23 protein-coding genes are annotated in these 20,622 nt (G+C 63.8%); 12 read left to right on the top strand and 11 right to left on the bottom strand.

Annotated elements, in window-relative coordinates; all coding sequences use genetic code 11:
- Positions 1 to 3: 3 nt before the first annotated feature.
- Positions 4 to 471: a YbaK/EbsC family protein gene (locus QFZ33_RS14385; RefSeq protein ID WP_307028524.1), complete on the top strand. Its 468-nt coding sequence runs from the start codon at positions 4 to 6 to the stop codon at positions 469 to 471.
- A 71-nt stretch (positions 472 to 542) separates the two neighbouring features.
- On the opposite strand, the gene QFZ33_RS14380 is transcribed toward QFZ33_RS14385, so the two are convergent.
- The 3 genes from QFZ33_RS14380 to QFZ33_RS14370 form a co-directional block, all read right to left on the bottom strand.
- Positions 543 to 1,121 carry a dihydrofolate reductase family protein gene (locus tag QFZ33_RS14380; RefSeq protein ID WP_307028522.1) on the bottom strand — a complete coding sequence of 193 codons (579 nt, stop codon included), beginning with the start codon at positions 1,119 to 1,121 and terminating at the stop codon, positions 543 to 545.
- A gap of 65 nt (positions 1,122 to 1,186) precedes the next feature.
- Complete coding sequence (locus tag QFZ33_RS14375) at positions 1,187 to 2,872, bottom strand: HNH endonuclease (RefSeq protein WP_307028520.1); 1,686 nt, start codon at positions 2,870 to 2,872, stop codon at positions 1,187 to 1,189.
- A gap of 196 nt (positions 2,873 to 3,068) precedes the next feature.
- Positions 3,069 to 4,667 (bottom strand): ABC-F family ATP-binding cassette domain-containing protein, encoded by a 1,599-nt coding sequence (locus QFZ33_RS14370; RefSeq protein ID WP_307028518.1) that lies wholly within the window; start codon positions 4,665 to 4,667, stop codon positions 3,069 to 3,071.
- Between the two features lie 311 nt (positions 4,668 to 4,978).
- Between QFZ33_RS14370 and QFZ33_RS14365 the strand changes: the two genes are divergently transcribed.
- From QFZ33_RS14365 to QFZ33_RS14350, 4 genes are all read left to right on the top strand, one after another.
- On the top strand, positions 4,979 to 5,668 hold the full coding sequence (locus QFZ33_RS14365) for a biotin transporter BioY (RefSeq protein WP_307028516.1): 690 nt from the start codon (positions 4,979 to 4,981) through the stop codon (positions 5,666 to 5,668).
- Positions 5,665 to 6,390, top strand: coding sequence for an energy-coupling factor ABC transporter ATP-binding protein (locus tag QFZ33_RS14360; RefSeq protein WP_307028514.1), 726 nt, complete (start codon positions 5,665 to 5,667; stop codon positions 6,388 to 6,390). Before QFZ33_RS14365 ends, QFZ33_RS14360 begins: the two co-directional genes overlap by 4 nt.
- The gene (locus QFZ33_RS14355) at positions 6,387 to 7,010 is read left to right on the top strand and encodes an energy-coupling factor transporter transmembrane component T family protein (RefSeq protein WP_307028512.1); all 624 of its coding nucleotides are present in this window, start codon (positions 6,387 to 6,389) and stop codon (positions 7,008 to 7,010) included. Before QFZ33_RS14360 ends, QFZ33_RS14355 begins: the two co-directional genes overlap by 4 nt.
- 172 nt (positions 7,011 to 7,182) lie before the next feature.
- Positions 7,183 to 8,394, top strand: a complete 1,212-nt coding sequence (locus QFZ33_RS14350) for a multidrug effflux MFS transporter (protein WP_373427280.1) — start codon at positions 7,183 to 7,185, stop codon at positions 8,392 to 8,394.
- 62 nt (positions 8,395 to 8,456) lie between these two features.
- Here the strand turns inward: QFZ33_RS14350 and QFZ33_RS14345 are convergent, their stop codons facing one another.
- Positions 8,457 to 9,032: a recombinase family protein gene (locus tag QFZ33_RS14345; protein ID WP_307028510.1), complete on the bottom strand. Its 576-nt coding sequence runs from the start codon at positions 9,030 to 9,032 to the stop codon at positions 8,457 to 8,459.
- Positions 9,033 to 10,074: 1,042 nt separating this feature from the next.
- On the opposite strand from QFZ33_RS14345, the gene QFZ33_RS14340 reads away from it, so the two are divergent.
- From QFZ33_RS14340 to yidC, 6 genes are all read left to right on the top strand, one after another.
- Complete coding sequence (locus QFZ33_RS14340; protein WP_307028508.1) at positions 10,075 to 10,239, top strand: hypothetical protein; 165 nt, start codon at positions 10,075 to 10,077, stop codon at positions 10,237 to 10,239.
- A gap of 337 nt (positions 10,240 to 10,576) precedes the next feature.
- Positions 10,577 to 10,849 (top strand): DNA gyrase subunit A, encoded by a 273-nt coding sequence (locus QFZ33_RS14335; RefSeq protein ID WP_214854202.1) that lies wholly within the window; start codon positions 10,577 to 10,579, stop codon positions 10,847 to 10,849.
- Between the two features lie 203 nt (positions 10,850 to 11,052).
- Entirely contained in the window at positions 11,053 to 11,607 is a 555-nt protein-coding gene (locus QFZ33_RS14330; protein ID WP_307028506.1) for a hypothetical protein, read from the top strand.
- A 121-nt stretch (positions 11,608 to 11,728) separates the two neighbouring features.
- The gene (locus QFZ33_RS14325) at positions 11,729 to 12,193 is read left to right on the top strand and encodes a DUF6278 family protein (protein WP_307028504.1); all 465 of its coding nucleotides are present in this window, start codon (positions 11,729 to 11,731) and stop codon (positions 12,191 to 12,193) included.
- Between the two features lie 282 nt (positions 12,194 to 12,475).
- Positions 12,476 to 12,799, top strand: a complete 324-nt coding sequence (locus QFZ33_RS14320; RefSeq protein ID WP_307028501.1) for a hypothetical protein — start codon at positions 12,476 to 12,478, stop codon at positions 12,797 to 12,799.
- Positions 12,800 to 13,108: 309 nt separating this feature from the next.
- Complete coding sequence (gene yidC / locus QFZ33_RS14315; protein WP_214854196.1) at positions 13,109 to 14,068, top strand: membrane protein insertase YidC; 960 nt, start codon at positions 13,109 to 13,111, stop codon at positions 14,066 to 14,068.
- Positions 14,069 to 14,314: 246 nt separating this feature from the next.
- Here the strand turns inward: yidC and QFZ33_RS14310 are convergent, their stop codons facing one another.
- From QFZ33_RS14310 to QFZ33_RS14285, 6 genes are all read right to left on the bottom strand, one after another.
- Entirely contained in the window at positions 14,315 to 14,746 is a 432-nt protein-coding gene (locus QFZ33_RS14310) for a DUF309 domain-containing protein (protein WP_214854194.1), read from the bottom strand.
- A gap of 129 nt (positions 14,747 to 14,875) precedes the next feature.
- Positions 14,876 to 15,262 (bottom strand): VOC family protein, encoded by a 387-nt coding sequence (locus QFZ33_RS14305; RefSeq protein WP_307028498.1) that lies wholly within the window; start codon positions 15,260 to 15,262, stop codon positions 14,876 to 14,878.
- A 41-nt stretch (positions 15,263 to 15,303) separates the two neighbouring features.
- Entirely contained in the window at positions 15,304 to 16,059 is a 756-nt protein-coding gene (locus QFZ33_RS14300; protein WP_307028497.1) for a Type 1 glutamine amidotransferase-like domain-containing protein, read from the bottom strand.
- Positions 16,060 to 16,354: 295 nt separating this feature from the next.
- Positions 16,355 to 16,756 carry a VOC family protein gene (locus QFZ33_RS14295; protein WP_214854178.1) on the bottom strand — a complete coding sequence of 134 codons (402 nt, stop codon included), beginning with the start codon at positions 16,754 to 16,756 and terminating at the stop codon, positions 16,355 to 16,357.
- 12 nt (positions 16,757 to 16,768) lie between these two features.
- Entirely contained in the window at positions 16,769 to 17,176 is a 408-nt protein-coding gene (locus QFZ33_RS14290) for a RidA family protein (protein WP_307028495.1), read from the bottom strand.
- On the bottom strand, positions 17,160 to 18,047 hold the full coding sequence (locus tag QFZ33_RS14285) for a helix-turn-helix transcriptional regulator (protein WP_307028493.1): 888 nt from the start codon (positions 18,045 to 18,047) through the stop codon (positions 17,160 to 17,162). Before QFZ33_RS14285 ends, QFZ33_RS14290 begins: the two co-directional genes overlap by 17 nt.
- A gap of 218 nt (positions 18,048 to 18,265) precedes the next feature.
- Between QFZ33_RS14285 and QFZ33_RS14280 the strand changes: the two genes are divergently transcribed.
- Positions 18,266 to 19,654, top strand: a complete 1,389-nt coding sequence (locus QFZ33_RS14280) for an MFS transporter (RefSeq protein WP_307028491.1) — start codon at positions 18,266 to 18,268, stop codon at positions 19,652 to 19,654.
- Between the two features lie 392 nt (positions 19,655 to 20,046).
- On the opposite strand, the gene QFZ33_RS14275 is transcribed toward QFZ33_RS14280, so the two are convergent.
- Positions 20,047 to 20,364 (bottom strand): hypothetical protein, encoded by a 318-nt coding sequence (locus QFZ33_RS14275; protein WP_307028489.1) that lies wholly within the window; start codon positions 20,362 to 20,364, stop codon positions 20,047 to 20,049.
- Positions 20,365 to 20,622: the final 258 nt, after the last annotated feature.

The following is a 20,622-nucleotide window of genomic DNA, read 5'->3' as shown; positions in this document are numbered from 1 at the left end:
GACATGCTTGCCGACCCGGTGGCCAACGTGCGCCGCGCCCTGACCGCAGCCGGAGCCCGCGACACAGTAACGGTTCTTCCCGGCGCCGTTCCGACGGCGGCCGCCGCGGCTGATGCGCTTGGCTGTGACGTTGCGGCGATCACCAACAGCCTGGTGTTCGAAGTGGACGGCACTCCCCTGCTGATCCTCGCCAGCGGCGCCGCGAAAGTGGACGTCCGGCTGGTCGCCTCCCAGCTGGGCACTGGACGGATCCGCCGTGCCGCACCGGACTTCGTGCTGCACCACACGGGCCAGGAAGTGGGCGGCGTTGCGCCGGTGGGCCATCCCGCAAAGATTCGCACCCTTTTGGACGCCTCGCTCGAAGATCACGCGACGCTCTGGGCCGGGGCCGGCGACCACCACTCCATGTTCTCGATCAGCTACGGCGAACTGCAGCGGATTACGGACGCCCACGCGCTTCGGGTGCGGTAGGGGCTGCCTCAGCCGTTCAGTCGTTTGGGGATCGTGGGCGGAAGTAGTAGTTGCGTACGACCGCCTTGGATTCAGACGTGCAGGGTGGGCCGGTAGATGAGCTCCTGGGTGTGGCCGTCGAGCGTCCGGCTCTCGATCAGCTCGAGGTCGAAGTCGGCGGCGCCCTGGAAGATCGGGCCCATTCCGGTCTGACCGGTGATCACCGGGAAGAGAGTCACCTGGACGCGGTCGACCAGACCCGCGGCCATCAGTGCCCGGTTCATCGAAAGGCTGCCGTGGGAGCGCAGCGGCACTTTGGACTCCTCCTTGAGCCGGGCGACGACGTCGACTGCATCGCCACTAACGACGGTAGCATCCGGCCAGTCGAGCGGTCCTTGGAGCGTGGTCGACACCACCGTTGCCGGCAGGTTAATCATCCGAGTGACCCACGGATCGCGGACTTCGGACTCCTCGCTGCTTGAGGCCAGCATCTCCGCGAACGCCCGATACGTGTTGGCCCCGAAGACCATCCGCTGCTCCTCGCTGTACAAGGCGAGGCGGTGCTCAAGCAGTTCGGGACCCTGTTTGCCCCAGTAGCCGGTCCAGTTGCCGCTCGCGGCGCCGAAGCCGTCGAGGCTGGAAAAGACATCGAAGGTGTAGGTAGCGGCCATTATGCTCTCCTCGAGTGCGGCTGATCGGGTTTGGGAATTCGTATGTCGCAGCGGGAAGAGCTTAGCTACCGAAGCGGAGGCTGACCACCATGCTGATCAGTGCTACTACGCCGGCGCGAGGTTGCCGTGGCGCGAAGTGCTCTATAAGCCACGGCAGGGAATTTCGTCGGACTTGTCCAACGGTCGGTAAGGATGCGGCGCCACCCACAAGCCGGTTCACTCCCGTTGGGGTCGGGAGCGGAAGTAGTTGTTGCGGCGGGGTTTTCGTTGGGGGTCGAGTTTCGGCGGGGGTTTGAACCAGGGGACCCCGGCGGTGACTTCGAGGTCCAGTGTTCTTTGTGGATGAGGTGGTGGTGATGGCTGCAGAGCAGGACGCCGTTGCCGCTGCCGGTGGTTCCGCCCCGGGACCAGTAGGTGATGTGGTGGGCTTCGCACCAGGGTGCGGGGATGGTGCAGCCGGGGAAGGCGCAGCCCTGGTCGCGGGCGGTGATGGCTTTGCGGATGTGGGGTGGGAAGATCCGTGAGGCGCGGCCGATGTCCAGGACGCGTCCTTCGGTGCCGAGCACTATGGGGATGATGTCCGCGTCGCAGGCGATTTTACGGATCGTGGCAGGGCTCACGGGCCCGCTGAACGCGAACAGGGCCGTTCCGCCGCTGGTCCGGCCGGTGTAAACCGGTTGCGGATCCTGGGCGCCTTGGAGGTCTTGTCTTTGTTGGAGTTCGGCGAGGAGGTCGCGGTAGTTGATGGTGGCCAGGATTTGGGGCCGGTGTCCGCCGGTGACGGGCAGGGTGTCGGTGGTGAGCGCTGTTTGGCAGGCGCCGACGAGCCCGTCGAGCCGTTTCTGACCCTGCGACCGGTGGTCTAGCGAGACCTCCGGGAGGCCCTCGGTGTCCCAGCCGGCCAGGCCGTCCTGTTTACCGCTCCCGTCACCACCGGGCCCGTCGCCACCGGCGCGGTCACCACCGGCGCGGTCAGCCCCGGTCCCGTCAGCCCCAGCGCCGTTTCTGGGTGTTGGGGTGCGGGGGTTGGTGGCGGTGTTCATGGCGGTGGTGAGGGTTTCGAACTGTTCGGCGGTGGCAAAAATTTCCAGATGCTGCAGTCCGTGTTTGGGCCGGCGGACGAAGGCCCCCTGGATTTGCCGGAGGGCCGCTTCGGATGGTTCGGTCCCGTCCTGGTCGATCGCCTCAATCCAGTGTTTGGCGACCCGGGTGAGGAAGTCGGCGTCGTTTTCGATGGCGGTGCGGGTCAGTGCGTGTTCCATCTCGGCGGTGTGGGCCGGGGTGGTGAAATGCCGGGCCCGGTCCAGGGCCAGGGTGATGGTGGTTGCGGCGCGGGAGCTGATCTGGGCGGTGCTGACCGCGGCGGCGAGTTCTTCATAGCGGGGCGGGAGCTGTTGGCCGCCGAACCCTGCCCTGGGCAGGACGGCGTCGGCCAGTCCGATCCGGCGCCGGGCCTCGGCGGAGCTGATCCGCAGCCTTCCCTGAAGGAAATCGACACTGTTCCGGGACCCGTCATCCCCCGGCGAGGGGTCAGCAACGGGGACGGGGACGAGGGGTGACGCGGCGGCTGTGAGGGCGGCGGTGCGGGACCGGTCCACCGCGCCCGCGGCCATCACCTGCAGGTGCTCGACCCTCCGGGAGAGCTCCTCGAGCCGGTCCGCGAAATCCGCGGCCTGCCCGAAACCCCACAACGCAGCGTCCTCGGCGGTGATCGCGTCCGCTGACAGCAGCGCCAGGGCTTGACCAACCACGTCCGCCTCAGCAGGAAGACTCTGAAGGGCGTTGGCACCTACGAAAGCCAGCCCACCCGCCGGCACCGGGCCGTCCGGCCCGGTCTACGGTGAATCCCCCAATGGCTTCCATAGAACGAGTCTGACGTGGGGGTCTGACATTAAAGGACTTCTGGCGAGGCCTGGCAGCAATAACCGGCGCCCGGCGCCTCGGGCTCTAGGCCAGCGTGATGAGGTCCAGGTAGTCCTCGTTCCAGAGGTCCTCAACCCCGTCGGGCAGCAGTACCACGCGCTCTGGGTTGAGGGCCTCGACGGCCCCTTCGTCGTGGCTGACCAGGACGACGGCGCCGGTGTAGTTGCGCAGTGCGCCCAGGATTTCGGCGCGGCTGGCGGGGTCGAGGTTGTTGGTGGGCTCGTCCAGAAGGAGAACGTTCGCGCTGGAGGCCACGATGGTTGCCAGTGCGAGGCGCGTCTTCTCACCGCCGGAGAGCACACCGGCCGGCTTGTCGACGTCGTCACCGGAGAACAGGAACGAGCCCAGGATGCCGCGCACCTCCGCATCCTTCATGTCGGGGGCGGAGGAACGCATGTTCTCGAGGACGGTGCGGTCGACGTCGAGGGTTTCATGTTCCTGGGCGTAGTAGCCCACCTTGAGGCCGTGCCCGGGGACGATGTCGCCGGTGTCTGGGCGGTCCACCCCGGCGAGCATCCGCAGGAGCGTCGTCTTGCCGGCACCGTTGAGGCCAAGGATGACCACCTTGGAGCCGCGGTCGATGGCAAGGTCCACGTCCGTGAAGATTTCCAGCGAGCCGTAGGACTTGCTGAGGCCCTCTGCCGTGAGCGGTGTCTTGCCGCAAGGGGACGGATCCGGGAAGCGGAGGGCGGCCACGCGGTCGTTTTCGCGCACTGCTTCGAGCCCGCTGAGCAGCCGCTCTGCGCGCTTGGCCATGTTCTGCGCGGCTACGGCCTTGGTGGCCTTGGCGCGCATCTTGTTTGCCTGGTCGAAAAGGACCTGGGCCTTCTTTTCGGCGTTGGCGCGTTCCCGCTTGCGGGCGCGTTCGTCTGTTTCGCGCTGGGTCAGGTAGCGCTTCCAGTCCATGTTGTAGAAGTCGATCTGGGCACGGTTGGCGTCCAGGAGGAACACCTTGTTGACGGTGGCTTCGAGCAGCTCGGTGTCGTGGCTGATCACGATCAGTCCGCCCTGGTGGTTCTTGAGGAAGTCACGCAGCCACGCAATGGAATCGGCGTCGAGGTGGTTGGTGGGCTCATCGAGGAGCATGGTCTCGGCGTCCGAGTACAGGATGCGCGCGAGCTCCACGCGGCGCCGCTGACCGCCGGACAAGGTCTTGAGGGGCTGGTTCAGCAGGCGGTCCGGCAGGGCGAGGTTCGAGCAGATGGCTGCGGCCTCGGCTTCGGCAGCATAGCCGCCGGCGGCCAGGAACTCGGATTCGAGCCGGTCGTAGCGGTTCATCGCCTTGCGCTGGACCGCGGCGTCCTCGCTGGCCATCTCGTCGTGGGCCAGCTTCAGCTTGCCGACGACGATGTCCAGGCCGCGGGCGGACAGGATCCTGTCCCGCGCCAGCTGCTCCATATCCGGTGTCCGGGGGTCCTGGGGCAGGTACCCGATCTCGCCGCTGCGGGTCACCTTGCCGGCGGCAGGCAGGCCCTCGCCTGCCAGGACGCGGGTCAATGTGGTCTTGCCGGCGCCGTTGCGGCCCACGAGGCCGATCTTGTCGCCCTTGTCGATCCGGAAGCTCACCTGGTCCATGAGCAGGCGCGCGCCAGCGCGCAGTTCAAGATCCTGAACGGTAATCACAGCAGGTAAGGCCTTTCACAACAGGGAATGCCGCAGCACGGCAGGTTGCACGCACGGCGCAAAGTCAGGAACGCCGGGGATGCCGGCCGTAGAACGGCCCGTTCAAGTCTACCGGCCGGTGCAACCCTGCCAGAACATGCCTTCCCCACCCCGGAAGAGCGCCTTCCCTGTCCAGAGGAGGGGTGTATTTGTGCCCAGCACCAGACCCCGGGCAGTCGCTCTTGTAGAAGACCAACAAAATGCGGCTATTACCGGGCAAGTAACGTCGAGACCAGCTGATACTTGTTTGTACCCCCTCGACAGGACCTCCCATGACCCAGACCCATTCCGCCGGCACCCTGCAGCCGGCAAAGCGCCGCCGCTGGAACGCCACCGACCTCGGACTCATCGCCGTCTTCGCCGCGCTCGTGGCGGCGTCAGCCCTGGTTGCTGCCATCCCGGTGGGCGGCCTCGGCGTGCCCATCACCCTCCAGACGCTTGCCGTCATGCTGACCGGGCTCGCCCTCGGCCCCGGCCGCGCGTTCGGCGCCGTCGGATTGTACACCCTGCTAGGGCTCGCCGGGCTCCCCATCTTCAGCGGTGGCCGCAGCGGCCTGGGCATCCTGGCCGGCCCCTCGGCCGGCTACATCATTGCGTTCCCCCTCGCCGCCGCGGCGGTGGGCTGGCTGGCCGCCGTCGTTATCCGCCGCACGGTCAAGTTCCGTGCCGTGCTGCTGTTTGTGTCCGCGATGGCCACCAGCATTGTGCTGGTCCACGGCCTCGGCATCGCCGGCATGATGGTCAATGCCAAGCTGGACTTTTCCAAGGCGTTCCTCGCCGACCTCCCCTTCTACCCGGGCGACATCATCAAGAACGTCCTCGCCGTGACGGTGGCCATCGCCCTGCACAAGGCCTTCCCCGACCTGCTGGTCCGCCGCGTCCGGCAGCTCCCGCAGAAGGCCGCAGCACCGAAGACCGCGACGCCGGAAGCCACCGCGCCGGAAGCCTCCGCACAGCAGTGAGCATTATCTCCCTCAGGAACGCAGGAGTCAGCGTGGCCGTCGACGGCCGCCCTGACCCCAAGGTTCTGCTGCAGGACATCTCGCTGGAGCTCACCGAGGAACGCATCGGTGTCATTGGGGCCAACGGTTCCGGCAAGTCAACGCTGCTCCGCCTGCTCAACGGCCTCGTGGTCCCCACCGAAGGGACCGTGACTGTCAACGGCGCCGACACGGTCCGGAACGTGCGGGCCGTGCGCCAGCAGGTGGGCTTTGTCTTCACCGATCCCCTCTCCCAGCTGGTCATGCCCACAGGGCGTGAGGACGTGGAACTCTCCCTTCGGCGTTCGGTGCGGCACGGAAAGGAACGCCGGGAGCAGGCCGCCGCCGCGCTGGACCGCTTCGGGCTCCTGCCGCTGGCTGACCAGAGCATCTACGAACTCTCCGGCGGGGAACGGCAGCTCCTTGCCCTGGCGTCCGTGCTGGCGGTGGAGCCCGGAGTCCTCGTGCTGGACGAGCCCTCCACGCTCCTGGACCTCCGGAACCGCGAGCTGCTGCGCCGCACCCTGGCCGGCCTCAGCCAGCAGATCATCATGTCCACCCATGACCTGGAGCTGGCGCTGGATATGGACCGGGTCCTGATGGTCGAGTCCGGGCAGATAGCGTACGACGGCGGTGCTGCCGCCGCCGTCGAGCATTACCGCTCGCTGTCTGCCCGGAGCCTGTCAGGCGGGGACTTCCGGTGAGGGGCCACGGCTTCCTGCTCGCCAACTACGTGCCCGGCACGTCCCTGATCCACCGCATGCCGCTGTGGCTGAAGTTCCTGCTCGTCCTGGCCTGCGGAATGGCCTCGTTCCTGATCGTCGACTGGCGGCTGGCCGCCGCAGCCCTGGCCGTTCTGTGCGTACTGTTCCTGCTCAGCGGCGCCGGGACCGTGCGTCTCTTCCGCGCTGTGCGGCCGCTGCTTCCCATCCTGCTGGTCATCGGCGCGTTCCAGTGGTGGCAGCTGGGCGGCCCTGTTGCCGCGCGGATTGTGCTGAACATCCTGCTGTGCGTCGTGGCGGCGTCCCTGCTGACGGCCACCACGCCGCTACACCGGCTGCTCGATGGCGTGGTTTCGCTGGCCCGCCCGTTCCGGCGGTTCGGCGCTGACCCCGAGCGTTTTGCCCTGACCATTGCCATCATGCTGCGGAGCATCCCGTTCATCGCCGGGGCCTTTTCGGATGTCCGGGACTCGGCACGAGCCCGCGGCCTGGAACGCAATCCCCGGGCGCTGGTCCTGCCGGTGTTCATCACCACCGTTGCATATGCCCGCCACACGGGCGAGGCGCTGGCCGCCCGCGGGCTGGGCGAGCCGGAAGACTGAGCGCTCTAGCGTCCGGAACCTGCTCCGGGACGGCAAGGCGCTTGGGAGGTCCTCCTAGAAGGGGTACCGGCAGGGACTCCCACAGCGTTGTAAACGCTGGTTAGGTGGAACCGCACCCCCAACTGCCGCCGTCGAACCGGCGGCAGCCCCTTACCCCTTGAACGGAGGCAGCGTGACTGTGACCGACGCTCCGGTGACCACGCGCGAACAGGCAGTCGGACGGCCACTGGCAATTGTCCTTGGCCTGCTGACCATCTTCGGTCCGATTTCCATGGACCTGTACTTGCCCGTCCTACCGGCCCTGACGGCGGAACTGCGGAGTTCCACGTCCACGGCGCAGCTGACCATCACGGCCTGCCTGCTCGGCCTAGCTATCGGCCAGGTCATTGCGGGTCCCCTGTCGGACCGTTTTGGCCGCCGGCTCCCCCTGCTGATCGGCGTCGCCGCCTACACAGTCACGTCCGTTCTCTGTGCCGTCAGCCCGACCGTTGAAACGCTGATCGCGGCCAGGTTCGTCCAGGGCCTGGCCGGCGCCGTGGGTATCGTGATTGCGCAGGCAGCCGGACGGGACGTATACGAGGGTGCCAAACTCCTGCGCTACTACGGCCGCCTGGCGGTGCTCGGCGGCCTGGCGGCCATCATTGGTCCGGTCATCGGCGGCCAGCTCGCCACCGTCACAGACTGGCGCGGCGTCTTCCTGTTCCTCGCGGCCGTTGGCGTGGCGATCCTGATCGCCTGCCTCGTGATCTTCAAGGAGACACTTCCGGCCCAGCGGCGGGCAGCAGGGGGGTTTTCCCATACCCTGCAGGACTTCCGTCGTCTGCTTGCGGACCGCGTATTCGTCGGCGCCGTGCTGATCACGGGCTTTACGTACTCGGCGATCTTCGCTTACCTCAGCGGCGCCACGTTCGTCCTGCAGGGCATCTACGGGCTTTCGCCGCAGGGCTACTCGTTCGCCTTCGGCCTGAATTCGCTGGGGTTCATGATCTTTGGCTTCCTCGGCAGCCGGCTGGCCGAGCGGTGGTCCGAGAAGGCCATATTGGTGATCGGACTGGCGATGGCCGCTGCCGGTTCCCTTGGGCTGCTCGTCACCGCGCTCCTGCACCTGCCCCTGATTGCGGTCATCGTGTCCCTCTTCACCATGGTGGGCGGCGTGGCGGCGGCCAGCCCGCCAGCGACGTCCCTCGCGCTGAAGGGCTACCCGGACATCGCCGGTACCGCGTCGTCACTGCTCGGCCTGGCCAGGTTCGCCTTCGGCGGCGTGGCGGCGCCGCTGGTGGGTATCGGCGGGGCGGACAACGCCCTCCCGTTCGGGATCGTCACGGTGGTGTCCGTCGCGGCGGCAGCGGCATGCCTTGGGCTGATTAGGGCGCGCACGGCTTAGCGAGCACACGACGGCGGGGTGAGCTGCCTCTTCTGGCGCTGGGTGCGGGCTCTGTGCCCGCGCTATGTTTCCGTCTTCCGGCCTGCCGGTTCGAGGGCACGATAGACGGTGGAACGGCCAACAGAGAACAGCTCGGCGAGCTCATACATAGTGTGTTCTCCGGCCGCATGCAGTTTAACCAGGTGTGCTTCCTGGGTGGGTGAGAGTTTGGGCTTTTTCCCGCGCAACCGGCCCTTGGCCTTGGCAACCTTCATGCCTTCGCGGGTGCGGGCCCGGATGAGATCGCCTTCAAACTCAGGCACCATCGCCAGGACGTTGAACAGCAACTTTCCCACCGGGTCCTCCGGATTGTGCACGGAACCGCCGATACTAAGTTTTACTCCACGGGCGGCGAGGTCATCAGCAATCTGATGTGCGTCCCTGACGGATCGTGCAAGACGGTCCAGTTTGACCACCGCGAAGGTGTCGCCAGCGCGGCAGGCGGCCAGCGCTTTCCGGAGGCCGGGGCGGTTCAGATTGCTACCGGTGAGGCCATGATCCACATAGATTTGGTCCGGTTCAATACCCATGGCTGACAGGGCGTCCTGTTGAGCTGTGAGGTCTTGTTCGTCGGTGGACACTCTCGCGTAACCGACCACGAGTGCATGTGCAGCAGTGTGTCATAGAGCTGTGTGTCGTAGAAGCGCCCGTCACCGGACAATTCACCGGACCGGCCTTACGGGGTGCCTCAAAGGCTTAGGTAACAACGACGCTGGTGAGGGCCATGATGTCCGGTGCTGGACCCTCCAACGGGACGTTATGCGGACCGCCCTCTTTCGGGACGGTGGTCCATCCTGAATTGGGCGGTCTAAAGTCAATTCGACGGGGGATCCTTTTTCTCTGTTTTTGGAGCCGACAAAACTTGAGCTAACGATTATAGGCTCCGAACAAAGTAGTTGGTTTATGCACCCATCGACTGGAGGAGCCCATGAAAGCTGAAGAGATTGTTTGGGCCTTGATGGCATTGTGCGGGGTCGCCCTCGCTATTTTCGCCGCCGACGGAGTGGTCAGATCTTAGGAGGCCTGCTCTCGCTCTAGTCGGAGTCATAGGCTTCGTTCGAGCCAGAAAGCGCCAGCGTATATAACCCCTACAGCGGAGGACCGGCAGGGGTTTCCACAACGGAGCCGATCGTGCGGCGGGGTAGCCCCAGCCCGGACGGATCATTAGCATGAGGCATGGTCGCGCCGTGTTTAGGTTCAAAGCTGATCAGGCACTTGCTGGTTGTCCTGCTCGGCTGTTCTCTCTTCGCTACGTCTTGCGCCGCACCGGGGCCTGGGGTCCCGGGCGGCCCGGCTGCCAACCCGCCTACGCGTGAACCGACTGCAAGCCCGCCTCTGCATGAACCTATGCCCGAACCGCCTAGTAACTCGGCGGCCAGCCTTGAAGCTTCGCCTGCAGATGGATCCGTAGCACATGCGGCCAGCACGCTCAGTCGGGAGCTGTCAGGGGATGCTCGGTTCGCCTCGGTCGACGTGCTTCAGGGAACGCGGGTTATCGTTCATTGGCATGGCCCGGTGGATCCGAAGCTACGGGGGCTAGTAGCCCGGTTTCCAACCGTCAACATTTCCGTTGAGCCAGCCGCCTGTTCCCCCGGGAAACTTAGGGATCTTTCCGGTGAACTGTTGGCCTCAGATCCTGCCGTGAACATCACTTCGGTATCGCCTGATGGGTGCCACCTGACGCTCACGCTGGATGAATCAGTGAGGGCAACCTCGGACGTTGCAGACCTGGAGCGCAAGTACTCCGAGGCAGTTGGCTGCCCGGTCAAGGTGGAGTTTGGGGACATCGCTCCCGCCAACGGTTGATCCGCCCCGCGATACTGGACGGCGTAAAGCACACGCCCCCGGCCGCGACGATCAACAACAGTTAGGACGGCGCCATTGGGGCCAAAGTTAGTAGCTGAGGTGTGGCGTAACGGAAATGGCGTTCTCGCCGAATCGTGGCAATTCTCGCCGCGTTTCGCGCCCTGATTTCCTCACAGCTCTTCACGTCTCAGAGCCCGTAGCCGCCAAGACCAGTCGGGCGCCGGCGGCGACCACCGAAGGCAGCCACGATTTTGGAGCGAGTCCCTGAGGGTTCCCCTTCCTGAAGGGGATCCTGGATGCAATGCCCCAATGACTTCCGTCGTGCAAGAATCGCCGCATGGTTGAGGATGAGCGGCAGACAAGGCAAGAATTGATAGTCCTCGATGCCTTGGTACAGGCGATGGATCGGCGTGACGAGGTCTTCCAGATGATTGAGGATTCAGAAGACATGGACGAAGCCATCCGTAGGGTGGGTCACCTGTTGGGTGTGGGAAAGTTGGGCAGCCGGGCAGTCCTCGACCTGCAGGCTAGAAGATTCACCCGCGACCAGCGTCAGGCCATCGCTTCGCGTGCAGAAGAACTTAGATCAAAGTTGCCTGATGACCGCTGAGGACTTCGTATTCTCCGTCGATTACTGGTTCCTCAATCGAACGCGCCCGGGCTGGTCCCGATAGAGGTGCTGCGGCTCAGCGATCCGACTTTTCCCAAGAAGTGGATCCCCTCGAACTCGAAGTGTCCCATCTAGCGTTCGGCATCTGGCGAGTCAGGGAAGCTTTTCAGCCGGCGCGAACGACAGGGCGGGATACTGGACCCATGGATATCGGACTGTACCGACTCACGGTTGCGCCTTCAGCCTCGAGCCGGGTTGAGCCCAAGGGCGATCAGCAATTTGACCGCCCCGACGCATTTCTTGACTTCCTCGTAAACGATCGGCCGATGCGGGATCTGCTGGATGTTCCAGAAGACTGGGAGCAGCCACTGGACGAAACCACAGCCTTGCGTGACGATTGGCGGCCAAAGGCAGTGGTGGACTATCTGGACCGCTTGTTGGGGGTTTTACCGGGAGACTATGACGATGGCCGTGTTTCGATTTTGGTCTGTGCTGTCTGCGGCGACTTGTGGTGCGGGGCGCTCAGCATAGAACTGGCCCTTTCGCCGCAGACCGTGACCTGGCAGAAGATCGGCTGGCAGAGCGACCCCGACGACGTAGAGCCCCAGCTACTTACGGACCGGGCCTTCACCTTTGACCGGGACGAATACGAGGAACTTCTCCGCCGTTTGCGCGAGCACTACAAAAAGCAGGCTCTCATACCGCCACCGCTCAGGCTTCTACGCCGTGTGCTCGGCCCACGATCCACAACCAAATAGGGCAGCGCAATGGTCACAAGGAACCAGCCCTCGACGAGGACAGATGGTCCGTTCAGGGTTCATCCTGGGGTCGGAGCTCGAAGCTATTTGCCAGCTCGAGCCGGCGATCTAGTCTGTGTGCATGAGCGCCCCTGAGGAACCTGGCGAACCGCTGCAAAAGCTGCCAGCCGGGATGCCAAGAAGATACGCCGAGTACAGGCCAGCGACTTCCGATGCCTCAACACTCCCGATAACCAACGTCGGGGGATACGACGAACTCCTCTCCCTTTTCCACGAAAGAGGCCAAGCATTGCCGCGCACAGGGCGGGGCCTCGCAGCCATTGACACTCTCCTTGACGACGATGTCGACAAGCATGCACTGGCAGGATTCGCCCGACCAATCGGCATGTTCTACGGCGATGTCTTAACACACACCATTCCTGGCGCCCACTGGGAGGTGATCGAGGAGGCGTACCCGCGGGTCTGCATCACCAGGACCGCCGCCGTTGATGTAATAGGGGTCGCCATGCGACGTCTTGAGGTCGCAGACCCAACACTGGAACAAAACTACGCTCATGTCCTAGAAAGGCTCGGGCTCGAGACGTGACGAAATACCCGTCCGCACAGGGTTCGGCCTTTGGGCTTTCTGCAGCGCTCCGGCCTATACCCAAACGACGGTCCGGGCATTATGGTCGGAGCAGTCAACATGGGGATGTGCGAAAAAATGACTAGCCCAAACCAGGTAGAGGCGCCGTCGGACATTCGTAAGGGCGCGGGCCTTTCCATAATCGCCGCTTTGCTCGGGCCTCCACTCGTTATTTTCCTGGCGGGGTTTTTGACGATCCAGCTGGAGTTGTCACAGGTCGGGGCTCCCCTTCTGGATCTCAATATGCGGCCAGTCCCCGTGACCGGAGAATGGGTGCCGTACGTGATGCGAGCCGGGCTCGTCCTGCTCGCCTTCGCCGCAGTTCTCGGATATCGCTCCCTGTCTCGCACTTGGGCGGGCAGGGTCATAACTCTGCTGGTCCTCGTCACGGCCGCGTTCGTTGGTGCCTACACATTGCGCCCTGTCCCTGCAGATGGCGAGCCGCACCCCATCGCACTGGCCAGCTTCATGTATGGCGCAGTATCACCGTTTACCCTCGCACTGATCGGAGCAGTTATCGCCGACATGGTTTTCGCCCTGCGGAGAAGACGAGCGAACCTGAAATAGAAATCGACGCATTTCAGTAGCCGTCACCGTTGTACCGGTCATGGTTCCCCACCGGGCAACAGTGGGGATGAGGCTCTCACCCCTAAATTCTGGTCAGAGCCTTCTGGTCTAACTGGCAATAGTCTCCCCACCGGCCCCTGCCGGTCAATCACCGAGAAAGGCAATTGAGTTAGGCTCACGACATGGAGCCCCCGCCGTTCGCCGAAGAACCGATCCCTGGAATTTGTCTGCGCGGGGCTGCTTCTACAAGTCTGGTTGCTCGAACTAGCGGAGATGTCCGCGTCCGGCCTGACAGATAGGGGATCCGTTATGGACTTGTTTGAAACGATCATGTTTCCGTTCAAATGGTTTGTCTCCATCATCATGGTGGGCTTCCACGAGGGCATGAGTTCGATTGGAATGCCGCCAGCTAGCGGCTGGACGTGGACTCTTTCCATCATCGGCCTGGTACTGGTGATCCGTGCTGCACTGATCCCGGTCTTCGTCAAGCAGATCAAGGCGCAGCGCGGAATGCAGCTGCTGCAGCCTGACCTGAAGAACATGCAGGACAAGTACAAAGGCAAAACCGACCAGCTCTCCCGCCAGGCCATGGCGCAGGAGCAGATGGCCATGTACAAGAAGCACGGCACCAACCCGTTCTCGGCCTGCCTGCCCATGCTGATCCAGATGCCGTTCTTCTTCGCACTGTTCCAGGTGCTGTCCGGCATCACCCACGCGAAGAACCAGGGCGAAGGCATCGGTGCGATGAGCCACGACCAGGTCCTTCAGTTCGACCAGTCAAGCATCTTCAGCGCTCCGTTGTCTGAAGCCCTGTTAAACAACCCCGGCGGCAACATTGCTGTCATCGTCCTCACCGTCGTGATGATCCTGGCCATGACGGCCTCGCAGTTCATCACGCAGAAGCAGATCATGGCGAAGAATATGTCCGAAGAGGCCATGGCCAGCCCGTTCATGCGCCAGCAGAAGATGATGCTCTACATCCTGCCGCTGGTCTTCGGTGTCGGCGGCATCAACTTCCCCATCGGTGTGCTGATCTACTGGACCACCACCAACCTCTGGACCATGGGCCAGCAGTTCTTCGTCATCCGCCGCATGCCGACCCCGGGATCTCCCGCTGCGAAGGCCCTCGCCGAACGCCGCGCCGCCAAAGGACTACCCGCACTGCCGATCCTCGGAGGAAAACGCGAAGAAGCAGACGCCGCTGCCGCCGTCATCCAGGCCAAGGGCCAACGAATCCAGCCGCAACGCAAGGGTAGGAAGAAGAAATAACGGTCCGGTCCTGCAACGGCCATATCCTGCTCCGCGGCATCGTGCCCTGCTGTCATCGGAGTCGGCGAACAAGTTCGTTGCGATCCGCTTCCGGCCGGTGGTTACAGCAGAACTTACGACCGGTTTCCACGAAGCCGTCTCGGTAAAGGTTCCCGCTAACGGGACAAGTTATTGGTCAAGCAAACTCTCAGTAGTCCCCCGGAAATAGTGCCTCCGCCGCCTGCCGCGAGGATGCTGGTCGCCAGCTCAGCGGCCGGCGCGCATCCGATCACGTGCGCAACTCACAACGGCGGACAAGTCGAGCCCGTAGGTCGGCCCTTCGCCGGAACCGTACTCCTCGAGTCGGGCCGCACCGCGCTCGAAGAGCCGGAGCGCGCCAACGCTGTTGCCCCGGGCGGCGTGGGTGAGCCCGACGCAGATCTGGGCGAGTCCTTGCCAAAGGTTGCGTTCTTCGGTCGGCCCAGCTTTCCAGCGGGCCTCGAGTACCTCATGGGCGGCGAAGGGGCGGCCAGCTTCCACCAGACTCCGGGCCGAGACCAACGTCTGCGCCGGCGGCAGCGGCTCCTCCGAGACCGGCTCGACGCCAGCGCTTCCGTACGGCAGCGGCCGCCCAAGAGCGTCACGTGGCCGGGCCTGCCGCGGGCGCCTTGAAGCATCCCGATCCCTGTCACGGGTCATTGCGGTTTCCGCCCTGAGCATCCGTGGACCTTACAAGCCTTCATACGCTCAATGCTAAGGCCCGGCCCTCGAACATCCGTTCCGCCGCAAAGGATGCCGTCGGGGCGGCGGCCGCGAGAGAAGAAACGATCACCTCTGGTCGCGTCGAAGGGGGTGATCCTTCGGAACCTCGACGAGCACGATGCGCACTCCGTCGGGGTCCGCGATCCACATCTCCACCAGCCCCCACGGCTCCTGCTGCGGCTTGCGGATCACCGGTACCCCGGCCCCCAGCAGCCGATCGTGCTCGAGCTGCACGTCGCGGACCTGAATCCAGATCGCCACGGCACTCCCGTGCGGATCAGTCGATCGTCCACTGACCTCGAGAAAACCGTTTCCCAGGAAGAAGACCAGACCCGGCGCCTTACGACTCCCGAACTCTCGGTAGATGGCCAAGCCCAACGTGTCCCGATAAAACCGGTGGCTCCGCTCGGGTTCGGACGGATGAAGCAGGATGCGGCTCCCAAGGACTTCCATGTTCTCCATCCTGCCCTCGAGCCATGCACTTCGCTCGCCGTCTAACCCTGTTCTGAATCGCCGCTGCTAACTGGCACGGGCCCCTGTGCTGCAAGGCCATCCTTGGAGTTATCGTTGGCTGCAGTGAGACCGGCCGGCAGATAGTTTTCAGGGTTCACAGGTTGGACTGCGCGTTCATCGATGACGTAAACGGGTTCCTTGCCAACAACTCGAGCGCCGCTGCTTCCAACAAAGAGTCCCGACCTTTCCGGGATACCCAAGGCCGGTTTGTTCTGCCGCCTATGCCACATCTTCGCTGTTGCTTCCTCGTGTGCTGTGTAGTGAGGGAGCACAGTGACCCCTGAGACGAGACGTAGGCCCGTGAACTGCTCGAGTTGCGTGTTGTTGTCGTCGTGAGTGGCGGCGATTTCGATACTGTCGGAGGCGAGGATGGCCCCTGCACTTCCGCCGTACAAGGAGCCCCCCTCTGCTACAAACCTCCGTATCGGATCAATGAAGGCATGCGAGGCAACGTGGGCCAGAAGGTGGAATGTGTTGCCTCCACCGATGAACAGTAGGTCGAAATCGAGGAGTTCGTCAGGGGCGTGACCGTCCAGGTCGGTCCAAGTGGTTAGCTGATGATCGGGCCAGTGCTGTGCCAGATTTCCTCTGAGCCAGGCGTCCGCGCCGTTCAGCATTTCCCCGTCCAGTGCGAATGGCCAGTAGAGAATATTCGCGTTGAGTCGAAACATCTCCGCCCAAAGCAGGTGTTCGTCATCAGGCGAGCCTCCGCCGCCCAGGTAGATGGTTCCACGCATGGCTAATAGTTTCTACGGCGCTCCGATACTGCAAGTCAGTGGCGGCTGGAGTGTTGGCGCGATCGAGCGAAAATAACCGCACATGGGGAACCCTGAGAGAGACGTTTCGAAGAAGCGCCGACGGCAATAACATGTTAGTTGAAATGCAAGCCGTCGTAGGCTGACTTTCTAGCCGTTTAGGGATCCGAACTGTCACTAATCCAGGGCAGTGGCTGCTCTGCGTCCCCCAAGGTCATTGGTTCAGCCTATCGTCGCGAGGAGGCCGGACGTTCAACGCGTCTCGCGACCCGTGCTGTTACGCGGCCACGAGCTCCAGTTCGAAGCCGTCTGAATTCTCCAGGTAGGCGGCGTAATGCTCGGGTCCGCCTGCATGTGGATACTTCTCTGGGGACAACTGTGTCCAGCCGTACTCAGCACTCTGGCCGGCCAGTGCGTCCACACGCAGCCGGCTCCGCACGACAAACGCCGGGTGATTCAAACCGGGCGCCGTCCGTTGATGCTGCCGGCCGCTCAAATCCGGCGATTCTTCCAGAACTATGTAAGTTGAGCTTTTCAGCCAACTGATTCCATGCGGCCAGCTCTGATAGGTCGCGTACCCCAAGGTCGACAAGATCCAGCCCCACTCAGTCGTGGCTCTCTTGAGATCCGGCACCCACAGCTCGATATGGTGCAAGGCACCTTCTGAGTCGTTGTTCACTGTGCGAGTCTTTCACGCAGGTGGGATCTGCACCGTTGCCTCGATCTGCACCTTCGCGCCCAAGGGCAGGGCAGCCGCTTGGATAGTGGTCCTGGCCGGAAAGGGCGGGGCCAGTCTCCGGGCGTAAACGGTGTTGATGGCGTCGAAGTCCTGATAGTCAATGAGGTAGAGGGTGGTGCGAATGATGTCGCCCATAGCCAACCCCATCTCATCAAGGAGCGTCTGCAGATTAGTCAGCATCGCCTCGCATTGGGCGGTGACATCACTGGAGACCAGAGCACCGCTTGAAGGGTTCTGGCCGATGATGCCCGCCGAATAGCCGGTGTTGCCCTGCTGCACGGAGTGCGAGAACGGGGCGGTGGACTGATAAAGCTGGCTGCTGAAGTGGTGACTGATCACTTTCTCAGACTGCTTGGTCAAGGCTCGCTCCTTCCCGTGCAATGGCCAGGGGTGCACGCTGCAGGCGGGCCAGGGCGGTGGCAGTTTCGCTTCCTGGTTCCGCTGTATACGTGAGGACGCGGTGACCGGAATCGTCAGGCATGGTCAGGACCTCGAACCCCAGCTCCACAGTGCCAAGCTGCGGGTGGTCGAGTGTTTTGTGCCCGGACATGCAGTTCTCGACCGGGTGTTCTGCCCACATCGTGGCGAACTCGGGGCTTTTGAGGGTTAGTTCCCCGACGAGCGCTGCCAGCTCGGTGTCGTCGGCGAACCGTCCGGAGAGTAGGCGCAGGGACGCCACTGCACGGCCGGCTTCGGTGCGCCAGTGCGGGTACAGGGCGCGTGTCGCCTCGTCCAGGAAGAGCATCCGGGTCATGTTCGGGCGGTGCGACGGTGTGTCTGGGGCGTCGAAGGCCAGGTGGGAAGCGACGAGCCGGTGCCCGGTCTGGTTCCAGGCGAGGACTTCGGTGCGTTTGCCCAGCACCACCGACGGGACGCAGCCCATGGAGTCGACTAGGCGCTTTGTTCCGGGCCGGACCTGATCAGGTCTGCTCCGCATGGTCTTGGTTGTGCGGCGTTTTGAACCAGACAGATCCACGAGGTGTTTTCTTTCGACGTCGGTCAGGGCCAGGGCACGGGCCAGTGAGTCGATGACGGCGTCGGAGGCGTTGACGTGCTGTCCCTGTTCGAGCCGGGCGTAGTAGGTCACGCTCATTCCGGCCAGCATGGCGACTTCTTCCCGGCGCAGCCCGGGTACCCGTCGGGTGCCGTAGTCCATCAGCCCGACGTCGGCCGGGGTCAGCGTGGCCCGTCGTTTGCCGAGGAAGTCGCCCATGGCTGCTGGTTGGTTCATACCCGTGAGTATCCACGAAGATTCCCAAAGGTGGGTAGCACTGCCAGTGCTACCCACAACACGGCGTGGCAGTTCCTGTCACGGCTCGGCATGGTGGAGAGGAAAACCCGCCCACACACAGTGATTGGATGCCCTCCGCGATGACAGCACACGACACCACACCCCTCCCCCAACTGACAGCACCACCGGAATCGCCGATCCAGCCAGTTCCTGCCAGAATGACCGCCCGGCAGCGGCTGGTCATGGCCTTGCTGCTGACCGCGAGTTTCACCCTCGCGGTGGACTTCTCCATCCTGAACGTCGCACTGCCCCGGATCGGGGCCGATGTCGGGTTCTCCCTGGAGCACCTGCAATGGATCGCCACGTCCTTCGCGCTGTGTGCGGCAGGGTTCACCCTGTTCTTCGGCCGGGTCGCTGACCTGTTCGGCCGCAAACGCCTCTTCATCACCGGCATGGCCCTGCTGGGTATCGGCTCCCTCGTCGGCGGGCTCGCGACCGGTCCCGGGCTGCTGCTTGCCGCCCGCGTCGCCCAGGGCATCGCCACGGCAGCCGTCACCCCGGCCGCGCTGTCACTGCTCACCACGTCGTTCCCGGAAGGGCCCTTGCGGGACGAGGCACTGGGCCTGAACGGTTCCTTGATGGCTGCCGGGTTCACCGCCGGCGCGATCCTCGGCGGGCTCCTGACTGACCTCCTGTCGTGGCGGTGGGCGTTCTTCATCAACATCCCGGTCGCCGTGTTTGTCTTGATCCTCGCCCCGAAACTCCTCACCGAATCTGCCCGCGGAAGCCGGACGAAACTCGACGTGCCCGGCGCTGTCACTGTGACTTTGGCGTTGCTGCTGCTCGTCTTCGGCCTGACCACCGCCGGCGAAAAGGGCTGGGTTGATCCGCTGGCCTGGGGACCCCTCGCAGCAGGGGCCGTGCTGTTCGTCGCGTTTTTCTTCATCGAAAAGAACACCGCCCATGCTCTGGTGCCTGTGACCATCCTGCGGCGGAACAACATCGTCTGGGGCAACATCGCCGGGATCGTGGCATTCGCCACCGAAACCTCGCTCGTGTTCGTCCTGACCTTCTACCTCCAGCAGGTCCTCGGCTACACACCCCTGGGGGCGGGCCTGGCGTTCGCCGTCCTCGGCATCGGCACCGTTGTTGGCGGGATCGTCGCCCCGAAACTGATCGGCCGCTTCGGGCCCAAAAACACCATCATCGGCGGTCTCACCGTCCAGGCCGCCGCCACCGCCTCCCTGCTGTTCATTAACATCAGCCCAGCATCACTTGCCATCGTGCTCATCGCGACCTTCATCGGAGGTGTAGCCAACCTCGCCGCCATCGTCGGGTTCATGGTCACCGCCACCACAGGGCTGCCCGACAACGAACAGGGCCTCGCCACCGGCCTGACCACCATGAGCCAGCAAATCGGCATCACCATGGGCATCCCCATCATGAGCACCATCGTCGCCGCCATCCTGCACCACCAATCCACCCCGCACTCCCCCGACCGGGTCCTTGACGGGGTGCTGCCCGCCATCGGAACCAACGCCGCCCTCTGCCTCGCCGCAGCCCTGATCATGGTCTTCGCGCTGCCACGTAAGTCTGTGGCGGCATGAGCAGGTAGGGGTTCCCCTTTCAGGGCCCTCGACCGCTGTACGTCTCGCCTTTGGCGTTGATGCCCCATTCTGTTCGTTCCTGGTTGGCATATTTCCACCTCGGAAACCGTCTTGGCGGGTGGCTCTCGGCCCACTCATGCACAGTCTCTTCAACACGCTGAGCTTGCGTGATCCCACAGCTCCGCCGCCAGTTGATTCGTGGAGCAACGAGCTGACCGCCCGGGCATGTGCAACTTCGATTGTGAATTCAGCGTCAGTTACGGTGAGTTCCGCGAATTGTTGCAGGCGTGCCCGCAATTCGATGGCCGGATCCGCAGTCCCCGTCAGCTCGGGAGTGCAACAGACGGTGAACGCGTCCCACGCGATGGGACCGCGAAAACCTTTAGGGTCAACTACAATCCAGGGACGGCGAGAGGCTGCCGGACGTTCTTCTCGTGCAGATCTCCGTGGATCAACGGCCTGGTAACGTCCTGCCCGACTGCTCGGATCCTGTCCCGCGCCCGCCTGATGGTCCGCTGCGGCACGAGCTCGGGCGCATTGGCAAGCTGCTGATCGAGCTGGAGCTCCCATCCCGCGGCCGCGGTATCGGCCAGGACCGGAGCGTCAGCAGGAGCAGCGACTGCGAGTTCCCCTGCGATACTCGCGGCCACCTCCAACCATTCGTCGATATTGAGGACGGTGTCAGGGCTTACATCTCTCGCGCGTTCCAACAACAGCGCGTACCGGTTGGGTTCTTCAGCGTAGACACGAACACACGCGAGACCGGAGAAGACCCGGAGCGCCCAGACCAACCTGCCCGTGCCGGGTTTCTCCGTCCCGACGCAACAGCCATAGCTCAAGCAACCCATCCACAATCGATGGCAGCTCATCAATCCACGCTGCAGCTCGCGCGCCCTCTCGAATAATCGTGGTCTGGGCGAATGCTTCTGGAACTCCAATCATCATGACCAGAGCAACCTCCTACGATC

It is taken from the genome of Arthrobacter globiformis (genome assembly GCF_030815865.1).
GTDB lineage: Bacteria > Actinomycetota > Actinomycetes > Actinomycetales > Micrococcaceae > Arthrobacter > Arthrobacter globiformis_B.
Note: the sequence above shows the minus strand (reverse complement) of the source record. Positions and strands in the feature narration are given on the sequence as shown.

Excerpts from the sequence above, each read along its gene's own strand:
- QFZ33_RS14330 (WP_307028506.1), top strand. The coding sequence starts at position 11,053 with ATGGATATCGGACTGTACCGACTCACGGTTGCGCCTTCAGCCTCGAGC.
- QFZ33_RS14300 (WP_307028497.1), bottom strand. The coding sequence starts at position 16,059 with ATGCGTGGAACCATCTACCTGGGCGGCGGAGGCTCGCCTGATGACGAA.
- yidC (WP_214854196.1), top strand. The coding sequence starts at position 13,109 with ATGGACTTGTTTGAAACGATCATGTTTCCGTTCAAATGGTTTGTCTCC.
- QFZ33_RS14365 (WP_307028516.1), top strand. The coding sequence starts at position 4,979 with ATGACCCAGACCCATTCCGCCGGCACCCTGCAGCCGGCAAAGCGCCGC.
- QFZ33_RS14325 (WP_307028504.1), top strand. The coding sequence starts at position 11,729 with ATGAGCGCCCCTGAGGAACCTGGCGAACCGCTGCAAAAGCTGCCAGCC.
- QFZ33_RS14320 (WP_307028501.1), top strand. The coding sequence starts at position 12,476 with ATGCGGCCAGTCCCCGTGACCGGAGAATGGGTGCCGTACGTGATGCGA.
- QFZ33_RS14305 (WP_307028498.1), bottom strand. The coding sequence starts at position 15,262 with ATGGAAGTCCTTGGGAGCCGCATCCTGCTTCATCCGTCCGAACCCGAG.
- QFZ33_RS14310 (WP_214854194.1), bottom strand. The coding sequence starts at position 14,746 with ATGACCCGTGACAGGGATCGGGATGCTTCAAGGCGCCCGCGGCAGGCC.
- QFZ33_RS14280 (WP_307028491.1), top strand. The coding sequence starts at position 18,266 with ATGACCGCCCGGCAGCGGCTGGTCATGGCCTTGCTGCTGACCGCGAGT.
- QFZ33_RS14380 (WP_307028522.1), bottom strand. The coding sequence starts at position 1,121 with ATGGCCGCTACCTACACCTTCGATGTCTTTTCCAGCCTCGACGGCTTC.
- QFZ33_RS14335 (WP_214854202.1), top strand. The coding sequence starts at position 10,577 with ATGGTTGAGGATGAGCGGCAGACAAGGCAAGAATTGATAGTCCTCGAT.
- QFZ33_RS14385 (WP_307028524.1), top strand. The coding sequence starts at position 4 with ATGCTTGCCGACCCGGTGGCCAACGTGCGCCGCGCCCTGACCGCAGCC.
- QFZ33_RS14285 (WP_307028493.1), bottom strand. The coding sequence starts at position 18,047 with ATGAACCAACCAGCAGCCATGGGCGACTTCCTCGGCAAACGACGGGCC.